A 19,114-nucleotide genomic window follows, 5' to 3' on the forward strand; every position below is an offset into this window, starting at 1 on the left:
GTAACGCGCACATCATGCGCTCGCTCAAGCTGACCGCGCGGCGTCTGTCGGGTCCGCATCGTCGCATCGTCACCGCAGCGGTGGTCGGTATCGTGCTGATCGCGGCCCTGTCGTTCGGAGCGAAGCGATGGGCCGACGGCTATGCCGCGGCGGTGTCCGACGTGACCGCCGCGCAGGTCGCGCGGATCCATGCCGGGCTGCTGGCGAGCGAGCTCCGGACATTTCGCCTGCTGCCGCTGGTGCTGATCGAATATCCGGACGTCCACGCCGTGCTCGAAGGTGACGATCCGGAGGTGACCGCGCGCCTGAACGGCAAGCTCGAGCTGCTCGCCGCCCGCACCAATGCCGCGGTCATCTACGTGATGCGCCCCGACGGGCGGACGATCGCCGCGAGCAACTGGCGTCGGCAGGACAGCTTCGTCGGCCATGATTACGGCTTCCGCCCCTATTTCGGTGACGCACTCCACGCAGGTTCGGCGGAATTGTTCGCGCTCGGCTCGTCCAGCGGGCGCCCCGGCTTGTTCATCGCCCGCCGGATCAGCTCGGGCCGTCGGCCGCTCGGCGTGATCGTGGTCAAGGTGGCATTCGATCGTCTCGAGGCGGCATGGGCGCGTCAGGCCGGCGCCACCTTCGTCACCGATCGCGATGGCGTGGTGATCATCACCAGCCGCCCGGAATGGCGCTTCCACGCCGTCCGTCCGCTCAGCCCCGAGAAGGTCGCCGCGGCGGCGCGCAGCCGGCAGTTCGGGCGGCTCCCGATCAGGCCGATCGATCTGGCTTTCGATGGTGCGAGCGTCCACCAGTCGGCCGCCAGCGAGCAGCTCAGCTATCGCGCGGCCTCGATCCCGGTGCCGCTCGCAGGCGGCGAGCTGAGGTTCCTCCAGCCGCTCGCACCGGCGGCTGCGAGCGCCAATGCGAGCGCGCGGCTCGCGATCCTGGCGGGCGTCATCGTCGTCGGCGGGGTGATCGCGGTGATGCTCCGCTCGCGCGAGAAGGTGCTCTTTCAGGTGGCGGCACGGCGCACGCTGGAAAGCGAGGTTACCTTGCGCACCGCCGAGCTTACCGAGGTCAATCGCCGCCTGATCGAGGAATCGCGCGAGCGCGAGCAGGCGGACCGCAGCCTGCGCTCGGCGCGCGAGGAGCTGGCGCAGGCCAACCGGCTCGGCTCGATCGGCCAGATCACAGCCGGCGTCGCGCACGAGATCAACCAGCCTGTCGCCGCCATCCGCACCTTCGCCGAGAATGCCGGCCAGTTCCTCGATCGCGGCAGTCCCGAACGCGCCCGCGCCAACCTCGATTTGATCGTCGATCTGACGGCCCGCATCGGCACGATCACCGCCGAGTTGCGCGCCTTCGCGAGGCGGGGCGCGCCGATGATCGGCGCCATCGAGGTCGGCGCGGCGATCGACGGGGCGCTGCTGCTGATGGGCGATCGCATCCGATCGCAGGGCGTCACGCTCGATCGGTCCGGTCGGGAGACGGGCGTTCGAGTGGTGGCGGACCGGGTCGGGCTGGAGCAGGTGCTGATCAACCTCATCCAGAACGGACTGGAGGCGCTCGACGACCGGCCCGAACCGCGCCTGCGCATTTCGGTCGAACTGGAAGGAGAGGATCGGATGATCCTGGAGGTCGTCGACAATGGGCCGGGCGTCCCGCCCGAACTGGAGGATCAGATCTTCACCCCCTTCGTGACCGGGCGCCCCGACGGGCTCGGGCTCGGGCTGGGCATCGCCCGTGACATCGCCCGCGAGTTCGGTGGCGAGCTCCTCATCGTCCGGTCCGCGCTGGGCGGCGCCGGCTTCCAGCTGAATCTGAGGCGGGCATGACGTTCTTCGAAGGCGAGCAGATGGTCCTCTTCGTCGATGACGATGCGCAGCTTCGCGCGGCCAACATCCAGTTGCTGGAACTGGCGAATATCAGCGTGCGCGCATTTGCGGGCGCCGAAGACGCGCTCGCCTTGCTCGATCGCGATTTCCCCGGCGTGCTCGTGTCCGATATCCGCATGCCGCGCATCGATGGCCTGCAGCTCTTCGCCAAGGCGCGCGCGATCGATCCCGAGATCCCGGTGATCCTGATCACCGGCCATGCCGACGTGCCGATGGCGGTCAACGCGCTGCGCGACGGCGCGTTCGATTTTCTGACCAAGCCCTTCGCCGTCGATCATCTCGTCACCTCGATCCGCAAGGCGCTGGAGATGCGGCGGCTGGTGCTCGACAATCGCCGGCTGAACGCGGCGATCAGCGAGGGCGACAGCCCGCTGATCGGCGACAGCGCCGCGATGGTGCGGATCCGCGACACGATCGTCCAGCTCGCGCGCGCGGACATCGATGTGCTCGTGGAGGGGGAGACCGGCACGGGCAAGGAACTGGTCGCCTTGCTGCTGCACCGCCAGGGGCCGCGCCGCGGTCGGCCGTTCGTCGCCGTCAATTGCGGCGCCCTCCCCGCGAACCTCGCTGAGGCCGAATTGTTCGGCCATGCCCACGGCGCGCTGGCTGCCTCGCGTACCGAGCGGATCGGCCGGATCGAGGCCTCCAACAACGGCACGCTATTCCTCGACGAGATCGACAGCACCGAGCCCGGCGTCCAGGCCAAGCTGCTGCGCGTGCTGGAGGAACGCGAGGTCGTGCCCATCGGCGCGGCCGAGCCGCGCGCGATCAACCTGCGCGTCATCGCCGCCACCAAGTCCGATCTCGCCGATGCGATCAAGGTCGGGTCGTTCCGCCAGGATCTCTATTATCGGCTCAACGTCGTCCGCCTCCGCCTGCCGCCCTTGCGCGAGCGGCGCGCCGATATCCCGCAGCTCTTCTCCTATTTCGTCGAAGTCGCCAAGCAGCAGATGGGTCTCGCCACCTTCACGATGGACGATGGTGTCCGCCGCAGGCTGGTCGAGCATGACTGGCCGGGCAATGTCCGCGAATTGCGCAACTTCGCGTTCGAGGCGGTGCTGGGCCTGTCCGATGGGGGCGGGCTGACCGGCGCCGCAGACGCGAGCGGCATTTCGCTGGCAGGACGCGTCGAGCGCTTCGAAGCGATGGCCATTCGTGAAGCGCTGGAGGCGTCGCGCGGCGAGATCGCGCTGACGCTGCGGATCCTCGGCCTCCCGCGAAAGACGCTCTACGACAAACTGACCCGCCACGGCATCGAGCCCAAAACCTATCGCAAGGATGCCGGAACGCTCCGCTCCGGCGAACGGCGATGATCGGATGCCCCGTACCGAATGCGGATTTCCGCACCAGTGTGGCGCTCAGCGGAGATCGTCCGCACGCGACCGCAGCTGAGCGCGCCGCCGACTGCCACCTATCGCCCTGTTCCTACGATCTTTTCTCTGGCCAACAAAAGCTGCCGAAATCGCTTTTTCAGGGGATGCTATCGTCGTAGCAGCGGCCATCACCCTATGCGGTTCATTCAGCGACCGCCCATCATCGGGGCGCCATGCTGCGATCTGTTAAGCGAGATGAGAGGTCCATGCAGTCTTTCCGAACCCTGATTGCCGCCGTCGCCGTCTTCGGAGCGCTGGCCGCCTCGGCCGTCATTGCCGAGGGCGTCGATCTGCCCGAGGCCCCCGGCAAGGCTCAGGTCAAGGAATCCTGCGCAGGGTGCCACGGCGTCGACGTCATCGTCGCCCAACGGCGTTCGCCCGACGAATGGTCGCAGGTCGTCAGTCGGATGGTCGGCAATGGCGCGTCGCTGACGGACGACCAGTACAAGGCGGTCGTGGCCTATCTGTCGAAGAACCTCGCCCGCCCCGAAAGTGCGCCGACGGCCGCCGCGGCGCCGACCGCCCACTGAACTTCGGCGCGCGTAACACTGACTGGGCAGCGCCGGGCGTTAGAGGCCGGCGCCGCATCGCATCAGTCGGGAGGCGAGCCCTACGGGCGTGCCCGTGGCCTGCGCCGCGGCGGCGCGTCCGAGTGGCGACGGATGAGCGTGTAATCGAGCACGAGGTGCCGTCCTGTTTCGGACAATCGTCCCTTCTGGCGGATGGCAGTGATCAAAAGCTCCACCGACGCGCGTGACATCTCCGCGATCGGCTGGTGGATGGTCGTCAGTTCCGGCCAGATCGCCGTTGCTAATGCCGTATCGTCGAAGCCGCAGACGCTCAGATCGCCGGGCACGTCCAGCCCGCGCCGATGCGCCACCGCGATCACGGCCGCCGCCATATCGTCGTTGGCGGCGAAGACCGCGGTCGGCGGCTTGTCGAGGCCAAGCAGCTGGTCGGCCGCGTCGAGCCCCGACCGGTACGTGTAGAGCCCCGGCGCGATCAGCTCGGGATCGGCGGTGAGACCGGCCTCGGCCAGCGCCGACTGATAGCCTTCGAGCCGCAGCGCGCTGCCGGTCTGGTTCGGGTTGCCCATCACGAAGCCGATCCGGCGATGCCCGAGCGCCATGAGATGCCGCGTCATGGCGCGCGCGGCATCGCGATCGTCGATCGTCACCGCCAGCATCTTGTCGGGCGGGCTTCCGGTCGCGACGACCACCGTCGGGATGCCGGCCTTCTGCAACACCTCCAGCACGAGCCGGGAATCGCAGATCGGTGGCGGCAGGATGATCCCGTCGATGCCGCCGGCGATGAGGTGCTGCGCGGCCGCCACCTCGTGATCGCCGATTTCGCATTTCTCGACGACGATCTGCGCATCGCTGCGGCTCGCCTGATCGAGCCCGCCCACCAGGAATTCGCTGAGATAGGCGGCGCTGGGATTGCTGTAGAGCAGTCCGATCCGCACCTGCCCCGCCCCGGCGAGGCTGCGCGCGGCCGGATTGGGCGCGTAATTGAGCGCGGCGATCGCCGCATTCACGGTCTCGCGCGTGGATTCCCGGACATTCGCTTCGCCGTTGATGACGCGCGATACCGTCATCGACGATACGCCCGCGCGCTTCGCGACATCGTTGATCGTGGGCGCGACACGGCGGCGGCGGGACGTCTTGGCTTCGGTCATGGCGCTAGCTCCCATGATCTCGCAGATCGCGCAATCTCGACCGGCGTAAGCGCTTGCGACGCGACGATCGCCGTCGTAATGTTAGCGCTATCGATGAGGCAGACAAGCCGGTCGGAGAGGAGCGGAAAACGCGGATGAACCGACGTCAGTTCGTCGCGGCGGGGTGCGCCCTGTCCACCCTGCCGCTCCTCGGCGCGGCGCCTGAGGCTTCGCTCGCCGAACTGGCCCGGCGCAAGGGGCTGCGCTTCGGCAGTACGATCGGCGGCGCGAACTTCCGCGACCCACGCTACCGCGCGCTCAACGCCGCCCAATGCGGACTTATCGTCCCCGAGAATGAGATGAAGTGGGCCGCGACGCGTCCCGATGCGCACAGCTTCGACTTTCGCGCGGCCGACGCCATCGTCGCCTGGGCGACCGAACAGCACATCGGCGTGCGTGGCCACACTCTGCTCTGGCATTCAGAGCAATGGATGCCGGGCTGGCTTGCCACCTACGATTTCGGACGCGAACCGCAAAAGGAGGCGACACGGCTCCTTACCGAACATGTCTCGACGGTGGCGGGGCGTTATGCATCGGTCGTCGACAGTTTCGACGTCGTCAACGAAGCGATCGATCCGGATACGGGCCGGCTCCGCGAGACCGCGCTTTCGCGCCATCTTGGCGCGGAAGCGACGATCGACCTCGCCTTCCGCACTGCGAGTCGGGCGGCGCCGAAGGCCGAACTCGTCTATAACGATTATATGAGCTGGCAAGCGGACGACGGGCGCCACCGCGACGCGGTGCTGCGCCTGCTGGACGGGATGAAGGCGCGCGGTACGCCGATCGATGCGCTCGGCGTGCAAAGCCATCTGGGCAGCAAATATAGCGACTCGCCGACGGGCCTCGGCTCGCTCGACGAACGCGCGTGGCGGACGTTCCTCGACGAGGTGACGGGCATGGGGCTCCGGCTGCTCGTCACCGAACTCGACGTGCACGACAATCCGTTGCCGACGGACATCGGCGGCCGTGATCGCCTCGTGGCGGATCACACCCGCGCCTATCTGGACCTGATGCTGTCCTATCCGGCACTGCGGACAATCATGTGCTGGGGGCTGAGCGATCGCTACAGCTGGCTCAACGGATCCCGCCCCCGCCCCGACGGGACGCCCAAGCGCCCGTGCCCGTTCGATGCGGACTATGCCCCCAAACCGATGCGCGACGCGATCGCGGGCGCGTTCCGCGCCGCCGCGCCGAGACCCGCATGAGGGCAGCGGCGGCCGCGCTCGCGCTGCTGCTCGGAACGCCCGCGGCCGCCGCGCCGCAGATCGCGCTCACCTTCGACGATCTGCCCTCACACGGACCGCTGCCGCCGGGCGAGACGCGTCTCGCCGTGATCGAGCGGATCGTCGCGGCTCTGCAGGCAGCGCATGTCGGGCCCGTCTGGGGTTTCGTCAACGGCCGCGCGCTGGGGCGCGAGCCGGGGACTGCGGGCGTACTCGAAGCGTGGCGCGCGGCGGGCTTTCCGCTCGGCAACCATGGCTGGGCGCATAGCGATCTCGACAAGACCGATGCCGCCACCTTCCTCAACGAGATAGATTTCAACACGCCGACGCTCGCGCGGCTGATGGCGGGTCAGCACTGGCGCTGGTTCCGCTTCCCCTATCTCGACGAAGGCAGCGATCCCGCCAAACGTCGCATGGTGCGTCAAGGGCTGGCCGATCGCGGCTATCGCATCGCCGGCGTGACGATGAGCTTCGGCGACTTTCTGTGGAACGACGCTTATGCGCGCTGCTCAGCGACCGGCGACGCGCCGGCGATCGAACGTCTGGAACAGACCTATCTGTCGGCCGCGACCGAGGCGGCGCGCGCCTCGCGGCACACCGCGAGCGCGGTCACGGGGCGCGATATCTCGTACGTCCTGCTGATGCACAGCGGCGCGTTCGATGCGCGCATGCTGCCGCGCCTGATCGCGCAATATCGCCGCGAGGGTTTCCGCTTCGTCACTCTGGAGAAAGCGACGCGGGATCGCTTCTACGCTGCCGACATGGATCCGCGCCGCGATCCGACGCCAAGCCTGGACGAACAGGCGAAGGCGAAGAACGTCGCGCCCCTGCCCGCGCCCGCTTACGCCGGGATGCTCAGCGCGATGTGCCGCTAGCCGCGCGCCTCAGAACGTCTTTGTCACCGGGCCGGCCAGCTCGCGATCCGCGAGACCGCGGCTCCCCGTAGACCTGAAATCGATGCAATCCTTCAGCGAGAAGGTCGGCGAGCCTTTGGGCGTACGCACCCGGAAGACGTCGGCATCGGCGACATCCTCGAAGCGGAATCCCGGACGCGCATCCGGCGTCGCAACTGCGATCTCGATGTTGCTCATCTGCAGATTGCGCGCATGGCGGACGAAGAAGCCGGTCGCCGGCAGCGGCCCGAACATCGTCGCCTCGGGATAGCCGAGTTCCGCCTCGGGCGGCTGGATTGTGGCCATGTCGGCCGGCGCGCCGCCGACATGCTGCATGTGCACGTCGCTGATTGCGATATCCTCGATGGGTCGCTCGGCGAGGCCCGCGATGACCGACGGCAGGATCGTCGCGCCCGAGCTAACGATATTCTGGATGCGGATCCGCCGGATCGTCCCGATCGCGCGACCCGCCGGCCCGCGCATCCGTTTGCCGAGACGCAGGAAGATCGGCGCATCGACGATCCCGCGCATCGTGATGTTGCTGACCACGACATCCTCGATCATGCCGCCGTCGACCGTCTCGAAGGCAAGGCCGCGGCTTTCCACGAACACGCAGTTCGTGATCGCGATGTTGCGGAAGCCGCCATTGGATTCGGTGCCGAACTTGATGCGCCCGTGGATCAGTTTGGCGAAGTCGGGCGGCATCCTGCGCCATGTCCCGTCGAGCACGGAGCCTACCACATAATTGCCAGTGACGAGGCAATTGGCGATCATCACATTCTCGGTCACGCGCACTTCGCCTAGCGCATAGCTGCTCTTGGGGCAGATCGCGTCGTCCCACGGCGCGTTGACCGTGCAATTGGTGATGCGCACGTTGCGGCAGCAATCGATGTCGAAGCCGTCACGATTGGTATCGACGAGCAGATTGTCGATCGTGATATTGTCGCAGCCCGTCGCGAGCAGAGCGAACCACCCGCCTTCCAGCAGGCGGAAATCGCGCAACGTGACGTTGCGGCAATTCTTGAGCGCGATCGATTTGTTGGCGGTGCCCGGGCCGCTCGGATCCTTGAGCCAATCGTCCTTGCCGTCGCCGCGGCCGACGCCCTTGCCCCAGATCAGCCCCTGCCCGACGATCGCGATATCGTGCAGCCCCTCGCCCCAAATCAGGCTGTTGCGCCAGTGGCCATGGCCCGAATCCTGATAGGCGCCCCAGTCGCCGATCGGCTCGGCGGGATCATAGCCGCGTCCAGCGGACGGTGCTGCGCCCAGGATAACCGCGCCATTGTCCAGCCACAGCGTGACCCGGCTCTTCAGGTGGATCGTGTAGGAAGCGTAGGTCCCCGCCGGGAAATAGACCGTCCCGCCGCCCCGCGCGGCGACATGATCGATCGCGCGATCGATCGCGGCCGTATCGATCGTCGTCCCGTCGCCCTTCGCGCCGAAATCGCGAACATCCACCCAGCCCGGCCCGCCCGCGGCCATGCCCGGAGCTGCGGCGCGGCCCGCTTCGGCACTCGCCAGCGCGGCTATCCCGAACGCGCCCGACATCATCACCGCACGCCGACCGACCGTCATCTCGTCTCCAGACCAAAAAAGTCATGCCGGAAGCCGACCGGCTTCCGGCACACATCGTCAGAATTTGGCCGTCGCGCCGATGAAGAATTCGGTGCCCAGCACGTCGTAGGTCGCCGAGAAGGTATTGGCGTTCGGCCCCTGCGTCGAGACCGGCGGCTCCTTGTTGAACACGTTGTTCGCGCCACCGAAGAATTCGAACGTTTTGGTGACGGCGAGGTTGAACGACAGATCGAAATAGTTCTGCGCCTTCAGCGTCGGATAGGGGATGGTCGAAAGCGCCGGCGTCGCCGCCGATCCCTGCCTCAGCGGCACGATGTAGCGATCGGTCGTCACCTTGCCGACATAGCGATGCCGCACGCTCAGGCTGAAATCGCCGACGTTCCAGGTCACGCGCGAGATCGCCCGCCACCGCGGCAGCGGCTGGCCGCAGGTCGGCCCGAACGAGCCCGCGCACTTGTTCTTGATGTTCGGCATCGCCGCGACCGGGGTGGCGGTGAACTCGCGCAGATAGGTGACGTTGGTGCCCAGATCGAACGAGCTGGTATCGGCCAGGCCGAAGAAGCCGAAGTCCACCGGCAGGCGATAGCGCGCCGCGATGTCGATGCCGGACGTCTTCAGATTGCCCGTATTCGCGTTGCGGATCTGCACGACATAGGGCTCGTTGATCTCGCCGGTCTGCGGATTGCGCGAGATGGCGCGGCAGAACTCGCTCGCCGTATCCTGAACCACATTATAGCACAGGTTCAGCGTGTTCTGCAGGCCGCCGCCAAGCTGCGCGACCGCACCCTTCAGCGAGATGTTGAAATAATCGACGCTGAGGAACAGGCGCGGGACGAAGCTCGGCGTGAGCACGACGCCGGCCGTATAGGTGTCCGACGATTCCGCGCCGAGTGCAGGATTGCCGCCGGAATCCGCCGGGAAGAAGGCGTTGGGCTGAATCGCGGCAGTGAACACGTTGGCCGCCGGCACGCCGGTCGCGATGCAGAGCGCACGGACGGCCGCCGTCTGCTGCGCGGCCTGCGTCCGGTTCGAGCAGGGATCGGTCGCGGTGATGAACGACCGGCTGGTCCCGCCGAACAATTCGCCGACGTTCGGCGCGCGGATCGCGCGCTGATACTGACCGCGGAAGGCGATGTCCTTGCTCACCTTCCAGTCGAGCCCGCCCAGATAGGTCCAGACGCCACCGATGCCGTTGAGGCTGTAATCCGAATAGCGGAACGCGCCGTTGGCGACGAGGCTCTGGATGAAGGGCGTGTCGTGGATCAGCGGGACGCGGACCTCGCCGAACACTTCCTTGACCGAAACCTGGCCGTTGGTGGGCAGGCCCGCATTGTAACCGGCGACATCGCCCGAGGCGAGGAAGGTGTCGGGCGTGAAGACCGCCTTGGTCTTGCGCCACTCGGTGCCGAACGAGAAACCGACCGGGCCCGCCGGCAGCTTGAACAGATCGCCCGTGATGCTCGCCTGCGCGACCTGCTGTTCGGCGATGGTCGAGTTGGTCGCACCGATCGTGATCGCGGATGCGCACGCGGCCGAGATGTTCTGGCCGAAGATGTTGCAGACCGGCGCCGCCGTGCCGACCGACAGCAAGGCTGCCTGCAGGCGGCTGCGCGAGATCGCGTTCTTCAGGATCAGCGTGTCTTCGCTGCGCGCGTAGGTGTAATACGCATCATATTTGAGATTGCTTAGGAACGCATCGGAGATGCTCCCGAGTTCACCCCGCAGTCCCCAGGCGCCGCGGAACACGTTGCGCCGTTCGGTCGCGAAGCGTGGCCCCGCTTCCAGATAGCGACGCCCCGCCGTGATCGCGGCGAGACCATCTCCCCGCGTCGTGGTGCGCGTCGTCGTCCCGCTGCTGACCGAGATCGTGCCGGTCTCGGCGAGATCGAGCTGGCGCAGCACTTCCTGCAGCGCGGGTGACAGATAGGGATTGTTGACGTTGAACAGGGTCGTCGCGCCGACATTGGTGGGCGCCAGCTGCGCATCGACGACATTGTTGCTGTAGTGCAGCTCCATGTAGCCGGTGATCGCATCCGTGAAGTCGTAATGACCGAAGGAGTTGATCATCCAGCGTTCCTGCGGCTGGATCAGATAGTTGAACGGCCCGAGGTTGAAATCGTCCTGCGGGGTCAGTGCGGGCCGCGCCGCGGTGCCGGCATCGTTGAACGTGAAGCCGCGCGAGCCGAGCCCGCTCAGCCCCGCCGCCGCATAGGCCGCGTTGAGCCCGGCATTGGTGCCGCCGAAGGACGGGATGCCCGAGAAGCGGCCATTGGGAATGTCGCCGCTGCCGCTGGCGATGAAGCCGAGTTCGCCGCCGGCGCCCGTGCAGGTCTGGCCGGCCGGAACGGTCAGGGGCCTGCCGGCGCGCTGCGATCGGCTGGTGCCGGCGGCGACGCAGCCATCGACCAGTGAATCATACGCATAGCCGCCACGCTCCCCGCGCGTGATCGAATTGCGGCGGAGATAATTGCCCGAGACGACGATGTTGCCGCGATCCTCGGCGAAGTTCGTGCCCAGCGTCAGATCGACATTGTAGACGGGCGTCGCGGTCGGCGCATCGATGTTCAGCTGCGCCCGCGCCTCGAAGCCCTGGAAATCGTCGCGGATGATGAAGTTGACGACCCCGGTGATCGCGTCCGATCCATAGACCGCGGACGAGCCGCCCGTGACGATCTCGGTCCGCGCGATCAGCGACGACGGGATCGTGTTGAGATCGGTCACCTGCTCCGGGCCGTAGATCGCGTAGCGCCGGCCGTTGACGAGCACGAGGTTTCGCGTCGCGCCGAAGCCGCGCAGGTTCACGTCGGCGAAGCCGCCGGGCACGGTGTTCGAGGTCGCGCTTCCGAGCGCCGAACCCACCGCCTGCGGCAGCTGCGCCAGCGTCTTCTCGATATTGACGTTGCCGGAGAGCTTCACATCCTCCTGGTTGACCACGCTCACCGGCGTGGACGCATCGAAACCGGTGCGCGCGATGCGCGATCCGGTCACCAAGATCTCGCCGACGGCGGTCTCGGTCGGTCCGGCGCCGACAACCGGGTCCGATGCCGTACCCGGCTGGGCCGCCGTCTGCGCCTGCGCGGCGACCGGCGCACAAGCCAGGCCGATCAGCACCGCGGACGTCGCGCCCGAAAGCCAGCGGGCGCGCTCGGTACGAGCAAATGTCTTCATGATCCTCCCCTTCATCCTCTCGCGGTTCCCATGAGACCGCGCTTGCGAAATTGCGAAGTTGAGCCTTCGCTAAATTCTGCACCGCAACATGGTAGCGTTACCATATTGCAGCGAACAAGTTGGTTGTTAGCCCTAACGCTAAGCAGTAGATTTCCGGACGTCAATGCCGATTCTCAAGCGGCGATGAAGAGAGGATGAATCGCTTTGCCGATGGATCGTCGTGGCGCGGCATGGCGAACGGGCCGCCGTCTCTGCGTGCTGGTGAGCGGGCTTGCGCTCGGGGCGATCGCGCCGTCCGCATCGAGCGCACCGAGCTACACAAACCCGATCCTGTTCGCCGATTATTCGGATCCGGACGTCATTCGCGTCGGGGCCGATTACTATCTGGTGGCGTCGAGCTTCCATTTCTCGCCGGGGATACCGATCCTGAAATCGCCGGACCTCGTCCATTGGACGATCGCCGGACATGTCCTCCCCCGCCTGCCCTTCGCGCCCGAATACGACATGCCTGGCCCACATACGCTGACCGATGCGGTCTCCAAGCCGGTCGGCGGCACCCGCTATGCGGGCGGCGTCTGGGCGCCGTCGATCCGTCAGCATGACGGCACGATCTACGTCTACTGGGCCACGCCGGACGAAGGCATCTTCATGGCCGCCGCGCGCACGCCCGAAGGGCCATGGAGCACGCCGGTCAAGGTGATCGATCAGCCGGGGCTGGAGGATCCCTGTCCGTTCTGGGACGACGACGGCACCGCCTGGCTCGTCCATTCTCGTCGCGGAGCCGGCCCCCTGATCCTGCACCGGATGAGCACCGACGGCCGCCAGGTGCTGGACGGCGGCAAGGTCATCGTCGAGGACAAGGCCAACCTCCCAATCCTCGAGGGCCCGAAACTCTACAAGCGCGGAGGCTATTACTACATTCTCGCGCCCTTCGGCGGCGTCGAAAAAGGCGCGCAGGTCGCGCTGCGCTCCCGCTCCATAAGCGGCCCCTATGAATGGCGCGTCGTGCTCCGCCAAGGTGCGACGAGGCTGGAAGGCCCCCATCAGGGCGGATGGGTCGAGACGCCATCCGGGCAGGGCTGGTTCGTCCATTTCAACAGCACCGGCGCCTTCGGCAGAATCACCTATCTCGAGCCGCTGCGTTGGGTCGACGACTGGCCCGTCATCGGCGATCCGATCGCGGGCGATAGCGCGGGCCAGCCCGTCACCACCCATCCGGCGCCCGATACGGGCAAGAGCGCGCCGTCTCCCGGCTTGCAGGCGAGCGACGATTTCGCCGGCCGCACGCTCGGGCCGCAATGGGAGTGGAACCACAATCCGGACGACACGAAATGGAGCCTGACCGCGCGACCGGGCTATCTGCGGCTCGCCGCGGGCCGCGCACGCCATCTCGTCGCCGCGCGCAACACGCTCACCCAGATCCTGACCGGGCCGACCTCCAGGATCACGACCACGATCGATCCACGCCACATGGCCGACGGGCAGCGCGCAGGCCTGTCTCTGTTCGGGGTCGGCCCGAGCTGGATCGGCGTGGTCCGCGCGGGAGGCCGCAACTGGCTGACCTTATCGGCCGCCGGAACCGAGACGCGCGGGCCTCGCATCGAAGCCGGGACGCTCGCGCTGCGCGCGGACGTCTCGTCCGATCAGACCGTCCGCTACAGCTACAGCCTGGACAGAGGCCGGTCCTTCGGGTCGATAGGCGCGCCGATCCCGCTCGCCCGCTTCTCTTGGTGGAAAGGGTCGCGGCCCGCGCTTTTTACATACACGCTGGGCATGCCGGGCGGCTTCGTCGATATCGACCGCTTCCGGGTCGAACCGCTGCCGAAGGAATGACATGAACAGACGCGCTTTCCTGGCCGGCTCGGCGGCCGCCGCCGTCGGCAGCACCTTCCCCGCGCATCTGTCCAGCGAGACGCCGGCGATCGACATGCCCCATTTCTCGACGACCAATTCTCGCTGGCAGGCCGCCTACGATCGGGCGCTGGCGGTGCTGGCCGCGAACGTGCGGACCATGCCCTATGTCAGCCGACCGGTGCTGATCGAGGGATCGAACTATCAGGGCATCTGGCAGGAATGCGGACCGCACGAAGCCTTGGTCTACAGCAAATTCCGCCCGGATGTCGCGCGGGACAGCCACCTGACCTTCTTCGAGCTGCAGCGCGCCGACGGCCAGTTGCCCGCCAACAACAAGATTACCGAGACGGGCTTTGGCCAGATCCAGATGGTGGTGCCGATCGCCGCGACCGCTTGGGAGCTGGCGTGCGCCACGGGCGACGAGGAATTGCTCGCGGCAGCCTATGCGGCATGCTCGGCCTGGGACGGCTGGCTCATGCGCTATCGCAACACGCGCGGCACCGGGCTCGTCGAGGGCTTCTGCACCTACGATACCGGGCACGACAACAGTCCGCGCTGGGCGGGCATCCCCAACCAATGCCCTAACAAGGATGCGAAGCGCCACCATCCGATCGCGACCCTCCCCCGGCTTTGTCCCGATCTGTCGGCGACCGTGCATGGCGGGCGGCGGGCGCTGGCGGAGATGGCCACCGCGCTCGGCAAGACGGCCGAGGCAGATCGCTGGACCGAACAGGCGGACCGGATCCGGACGCGCATTCTCGAGACGCTCTACGTGGCGCAGGACGCCGCTTTCTACGATCTGGATGCCGAAGGGCACTTCGTCCGCGTCCGATCCGATATCCTCTCGCGCGTGTGCGGCGAACATGTCCCCGATCAGGCGCTGTTCGATGATCTGTGGAAACGGCAGATCCACAACCCGAAAGCCTTCTGGTCGCCTTTCCCTCTGCCCTCGATCGCGCTGGACGATCCCGCCTTCGTGCGGCCTATCCCCACCAACAGCTGGGGCGGCGCGACCCAGGCGCTCACCGCGCTGCGCGCGGGGCGCTGGATGGAGCATTATAACCGGCCTGCCGAATTCGCCGTGATGATGGATCGCTGGTGCGAAGCGATGCTGGCGGACACGTCCTTCCGCCAGCAAATCGATCCGCTCGACGGCCGCTATTCGCCCGGCGACGGCGATTATTCGCCGAGCGCGCTGGTGATGATCGATTATACATGGCGCTTGCTGGGGGTCCGCGAGGAGCGCGACCTGTTGCACTGGAATATTCGCCCCCGCCACGCCGGGGCGTCCGGCGCAGGCTTCACGACAAAGATCGCCCGGACCACCTCCGCGTCGATCCGGTATTCGGGCGGCGGGGCCGATCTGTCGATCGCCGGCAAGCGCATCGCCCGGATCGAGGGCGGCAGCGCGCGGTTGATCTCCGATCCGAGCGGGAAGATCCTGGCGCTGGTCGGGATCGACACCATTCCCCAGCATGTGTCGCTGCAAACCTCCGGCCGGATGCGCAAGTTGACCCTCACGGCCAATCAGCGGGTGACCATCTGATCGGCGGTGGCGAGCAGGATCGCGAGGGCCTGTTCGATCTAGCTGCAGCCCTCGCGCAAAGACCGGCGCGGCATGACCGGCGTGCCGGATGCAAGCCAATGCCGTGATATCGAGGCTCGGCAGACGACTTGACAGCATTGTCCGAGCGTAAGAGTGATAGCGCTATCATAAGAGCGGGCCGGATGAGGATATGAAGGATTTCGTGTTTTCCGCGTCGGACATGCCGGAGGGGGACTGGCGTCGCAGTCTGTATCTCGGCCGGATCGAGACCGCGGCCGGGCCGACGCCGATCCTGATCCGCGACGGCATCGCCTACGACGTCTCGCGGATCGCGCCGACGTCCGCGGATCTCGTCCGCATTCGCGGCTGGAGGAAGACGGCCGGAACTGTCCTCGGCCCGATCGAAACGCTGTTGTCGGGCGCCCAGGCGCCGACCTTGCTAAGCCCGCTCGACCTGCAATGCGTGAAAGCGGCCGGCGTCACCTTCGCGGTCTCGGCGATCGAGCGCGTCATCGAGGAACGCGCGCGCGGCGATGCTGCCGCCGCGGCCGCCGTCCGTGATCGGCTGGAAGCCCGGATCGGCGGCAGCATCCGATCGGTCGTACCGGGATCGGAGGACGCCGCCGCACTGAAGGCCACGCTGATCGAGGAAGGCATGTGGTCGCAATATCTGGAGGTCGCGATCGGCCCGGATGCCGAAGTCTTTACGAAGGCGCCGATCCTGTCGACGATGGGGTGGGGCGCGGAGATCGGCATCCGATCGGATTCGTCCTGGAACAACCCGGAGCCGGAAATCCTGATCCTTGCCGATCGCGACGGCGTCGCCGTCGGCGCCACGCTCGGCAACGACGTCAATCTGCGCGACTTCGAGGGCCGCTCGGCACTGCTGCTCGGCAAGGCCAAGGACAATAATGCCTCGTGCGCGATCGGGCCGTTCGTGCGCCTGTTCGACGAGACGTTCTCGATGGACGATGTGCGCGCCGCGCAGGTCGATCTGCTGATCGAGGGCACCGACGGCTATCGCCTCGCCGGCACCAGCAGCATGGCGCAGATCAGCCGTGATCCCGACAACCTGCTCGCGCAGACGATGAGCGAGCATCAATATCCGGACGGCGTCGCCTTGTTCCTGGGCACCTTGTTCGCGCCGGTCGAGGATCGCGACGATCCGGGCCGCGGCTTCACCCACAAGATGGGCGACGTCGTCACCATCTCGACTCCCACGTTGGGCCGGCTGGTCAACCGGGTGACCACCTCGAAGGAGGCTGCGCCATGGACGTTCGGCGTGTCCGATCTGATGCGCAATCTCGCCGGGCGGCAATTGCTCTCGCCGACGAACCAAGGATGACGCTCGTGACGACCTTTCTCGACGAGGCCCGCTCATGTCGGTGATCGCGCCGATGGAACAGGCCGCCTCCTATCCCAGCCTGCGCGACAAGCGCGTGCTGGTGACGGGCGGCGGCAGCGGCATCGGCGCGGGGCTGGTCGAGGCCTTCGTCCGCCAGGGCGCGCGCGTCGCCTTTCTCGATGTCATCGATGAGCCATCCCGCGCGCTGGTCGCGACTCTCGCGCCGCTGGCCGCGCATCCGATCCTGTTCGAGCCCTGCGACATCACCGATCTCGACACGCTCGTCTCGACGATCGGCCGGATCGAACGGACACTGGGCGGCATCGACGTCCTCATCAACAATGCCGGCAATGACGATCGCCACACGATCGCGCAGGTCACGCCCGCTTACTGGGACGATCGCATGGCGGTGAACCTGCGCCACATGTTCTTTGCAGCGCAGGCCGTGATCCCGGCGATGCAGGCCGCCGGCGGCGGGGTGATCCTCAATTTCGGATCGATCAGCTGGCACCTCGCGCTCGAGGAACTCGTCCTCTACCAGACCGCCAAGGCGGCGATCGAAGGCCTCACGCGCAGTCTCGCCCGCGATCTCGGCCGCGCGAACATCCGCGTCAACACGATCGTTCCCGGCAACGTCCAGACTCCGCGGCAGGAGAAATGGTACACGCCCGAGGGCGAAGCGGAGATCATCAAGGCGCAGTGCCTGGACGGCCGCATCCAGCCGGCGGATGTCGCGGCCTTCGCGCTCTTCCTCGCGTCGAGCGATGCGCGGATGTGCACCGGCCACGATTATTTCATCGATGCGGGCTGGCGCTGATAGGGCCCGGCAAGCCCGCTTCGTCCGCAGATCCGACGCGTGCCGGATCATCGGGACATGAGATCGCAACGGCAGGCTGAACAACAGCCGCCACATCGAAATTCGAGAGAGGATGAAAATGGATAGGGTAGCGGAAAGACAGGTGAACCTCGCATTCATCGCCGCGATCGTGGCCGCGGCGACGATCGGCGGCTTCATGTTCGGCTATGATAGCGGCGTCATCAACGGCACGCAGGATGGCCTGGAAAAGGCGTTCGGCCTCTCGAAGCTGGGCACGGGCTTCAACGTCGGCGCGATCCTGATCGGCTGCGCGATCGGGGCATTCGCGGCCGGCCGCCTGGCCGATCTGATCGGCCGGCGCAGCGTCATGATGATCGCGGCGGCTCTCTTCCTCGTCAGCGCGCTTGCCGCGGGCGCCGCCCCCTCCTCCTTCATCTTCATCCTCGCCCGCGTGCTGGGTGGCTTCGGCGTCGGCGCGGCGAGCGTGCTTTCGCCTGTCTATATCAGCGAGGTCACGCCGGCATCAATGCGCGGCCGTCTGTCCAGCGTCCAGCAGATCATGATCATCACCGGGCTGACCGGGGCGTTCGTCGCCAATTATGTGCTGGCGAAATCCGCCGGCGGATCGCAGGCGCCGCTGTGGCTTGGTTATCCCGCATGGCGCTGGATGTTCTGGATGCAGACGATCCCCGCCGCCGTCTATTTCGTGGCGCTGCTCTTCATTCCGGAAAGCCCGCGCTTCCTCGTCGCACGCGGCCGCGAGGCCGAGGCGGCGACCGTGCTGACGCGCCTGTTCGGTGCCGCCGAGAGCGCGCGCAAGGTCGGCGAGATCCGGCAGTCGCTGGCGACGGACCAGCACCGGCCGCGCCTGTCCGATCTGCTGGATCGCGGTTCGGGAAAGGTCCGTCCGATCGTGTGGGCCGGCATCGGCATCGCGATCTTCCAGCAGCTCGTCGGCATCAACATCGTCTTCTATTACGGCGCGGTGCTCTGGCAGTCGGTCGGGTTCAGCGAGGATGATGCGCTGAAGATCAACATCCTGTCCGGCGCGCTTTCGATCGCGGCCTGCCTCGGCGCGCTGACGGTGATCGATCGCATCGGTCGCAAGCCGCTGCTGCTGATCGGCTCGGCCGGGATGGCGGTCACGCTGACGACGCTGGCGGCCTGCTTCTCCACCGCAACGCTGGCGACGGGCGGCGGCCTCCATCTGTCCGACGGAACCGGCCGGATCGCGCTCGTCGCCGCCAATCTCTACGTGATCTTCTTCAACATGAGCTGGGGCCCGGTCATGTGGGTGATGCTCGGCGAGATGTTCCCGAACCAGATACGCGGCTCGGCGCTTGCGGTCGCGGGCTTCGCGCAGTGGATCGCCAATTTCCTGATCAGCGTGAGCTTTCCGGCGCTCGCCGCGTCGATCGGGCTGACGATCACCTACGGCTTCTATGCCGCAAGTGCTTTCGTGTCCTTCTTCTTCGTCCGCGCGCTCGTCCAAGAAACACGCGGGCGCGAGCTCGAACAGATGGTGGGCTGATCATGGCGGGGACGGCCGCGGGTGAAGCCGGTTCGCGGAGCATGGCGTCCCATGCCCCCTCGCGCGATGCACCCACCAGACGCCACGTCTACGGGCATTCGGCGGCAAGGAAATGGCGGCCGGCCGAACGCGGCCAGCCTCCGGGCCGGAGGTTCGGTCCGCGCAGCCTCGCGGAGGCCCGCACCG

Annotated in this window: 13 protein-coding genes; 10 read left to right on the forward strand and 3 right to left on the reverse strand. The window is 66.9% G+C overall.

Going from position 1 to position 19,114, the window contains the following annotated elements:
• Positions 1 to 14 precede the first annotated feature (14 nt).
• From Q4F19_RS12430 to Q4F19_RS12440, 3 genes are all read left to right on the forward strand, one after another.
• Positions 15 to 1,826 carry a sensor histidine kinase gene (locus Q4F19_RS12430; protein ID WP_303543013.1) on the forward strand — a complete coding sequence of 604 codons (1,812 nt, stop codon included), beginning with the start codon at positions 15 to 17 and terminating at the stop codon, positions 1,824 to 1,826.
• Positions 1,823 to 3,199: a sigma-54-dependent transcriptional regulator gene (locus tag Q4F19_RS12435; RefSeq protein WP_303543015.1), complete on the forward strand. Its 1,377-nt coding sequence runs from the start codon at positions 1,823 to 1,825 to the stop codon at positions 3,197 to 3,199. Before Q4F19_RS12430 ends, Q4F19_RS12435 begins: the two co-directional genes overlap by 4 nt.
• A 266-nt stretch (positions 3,200 to 3,465) precedes the next feature.
• Entirely contained in the window at positions 3,466 to 3,789 is a 324-nt protein-coding gene (locus tag Q4F19_RS12440) for a hypothetical protein (RefSeq protein ID WP_303543017.1), read from the forward strand.
• A gap of 80 nt (positions 3,790 to 3,869) precedes the next feature.
• On the opposite strand, the gene Q4F19_RS12445 is transcribed toward Q4F19_RS12440, so the two are convergent.
• Complete coding sequence (locus tag Q4F19_RS12445) at positions 3,870 to 4,937, reverse strand: LacI family DNA-binding transcriptional regulator (RefSeq protein ID WP_303543019.1); 1,068 nt, start codon at positions 4,935 to 4,937, stop codon at positions 3,870 to 3,872.
• 134 nt (positions 4,938 to 5,071) lie between these two features.
• On the opposite strand from Q4F19_RS12445, the gene Q4F19_RS12450 reads away from it, so the two are divergent.
• Together Q4F19_RS12450 and Q4F19_RS12455 are read left to right on the forward strand one after the other, a co-directional pair.
• Positions 5,072 to 6,181 carry an endo-1,4-beta-xylanase gene (locus Q4F19_RS12450; RefSeq protein WP_303543021.1) on the forward strand — a complete coding sequence of 370 codons (1,110 nt, stop codon included), beginning with the start codon at positions 5,072 to 5,074 and terminating at the stop codon, positions 6,179 to 6,181.
• Positions 6,178 to 7,074: a polysaccharide deacetylase family protein gene (locus Q4F19_RS12455; RefSeq protein ID WP_303543023.1), complete on the forward strand. Its 897-nt coding sequence runs from the start codon at positions 6,178 to 6,180 to the stop codon at positions 7,072 to 7,074. Before Q4F19_RS12450 ends, Q4F19_RS12455 begins: the two co-directional genes overlap by 4 nt.
• Before the next feature lie 9 nt (positions 7,075 to 7,083).
• Here the strand turns inward: Q4F19_RS12455 and Q4F19_RS12460 are convergent, their stop codons facing one another.
• Together Q4F19_RS12460 and Q4F19_RS12465 are read right to left on the reverse strand one after the other, a co-directional pair.
• Positions 7,084 to 8,667, reverse strand: a complete 1,584-nt coding sequence (locus Q4F19_RS12460; RefSeq protein ID WP_303543026.1) for a rhamnogalacturonidase — start codon at positions 8,665 to 8,667, stop codon at positions 7,084 to 7,086.
• A 57-nt stretch (positions 8,668 to 8,724) separates the two neighbouring features.
• On the reverse strand, positions 8,725 to 11,835 hold the full coding sequence (locus Q4F19_RS12465) for a TonB-dependent receptor domain-containing protein (protein ID WP_303543028.1): 3,111 nt from the start codon (positions 11,833 to 11,835) through the stop codon (positions 8,725 to 8,727).
• A gap of 261 nt (positions 11,836 to 12,096) precedes the next feature.
• On the opposite strand from Q4F19_RS12465, the gene Q4F19_RS12470 reads away from it, so the two are divergent.
• The 5 genes from Q4F19_RS12470 (at position 12,097) to Q4F19_RS12490 (ending at position 18,928) form a co-directional block, all read left to right on the forward strand.
• Entirely contained in the window at positions 12,097 to 13,668 is a 1,572-nt protein-coding gene (locus Q4F19_RS12470; RefSeq protein ID WP_303543029.1) for a glycoside hydrolase family 43 protein, read from the forward strand.
• Position 13,669: 1 nt separating this feature from the next.
• Positions 13,670 to 15,235, forward strand: coding sequence for an MGH1-like glycoside hydrolase domain-containing protein (locus tag Q4F19_RS12475; protein ID WP_303543031.1), 1,566 nt, complete (start codon positions 13,670 to 13,672; stop codon positions 15,233 to 15,235).
• Positions 15,236 to 15,425: 190 nt separating this feature from the next.
• Complete coding sequence (locus tag Q4F19_RS12480) at positions 15,426 to 16,580, forward strand: fumarylacetoacetate hydrolase family protein (protein WP_303543033.1); 1,155 nt, start codon at positions 15,426 to 15,428, stop codon at positions 16,578 to 16,580.
• A 34-nt stretch (positions 16,581 to 16,614) separates the two neighbouring features.
• Positions 16,615 to 17,397 carry an SDR family NAD(P)-dependent oxidoreductase gene (locus Q4F19_RS12485; protein WP_303543036.1) on the forward strand — a complete coding sequence of 261 codons (783 nt, stop codon included), beginning with the start codon at positions 16,615 to 16,617 and terminating at the stop codon, positions 17,395 to 17,397.
• A gap of 118 nt (positions 17,398 to 17,515) precedes the next feature.
• On the forward strand, positions 17,516 to 18,928 hold the full coding sequence (locus Q4F19_RS12490; protein WP_303543038.1) for a sugar porter family MFS transporter: 1,413 nt from the start codon (positions 17,516 to 17,518) through the stop codon (positions 18,926 to 18,928).
• Positions 18,929 to 19,114 lie beyond the last annotated feature (186 nt).

Origin of the sequence: Sphingomonas natans (assembly GCF_030546695.1) — a bacterium.
Lineage (GTDB): Bacteria > Pseudomonadota > Alphaproteobacteria > Sphingomonadales > Sphingomonadaceae > Sphingomonas_I > Sphingomonas_I natans.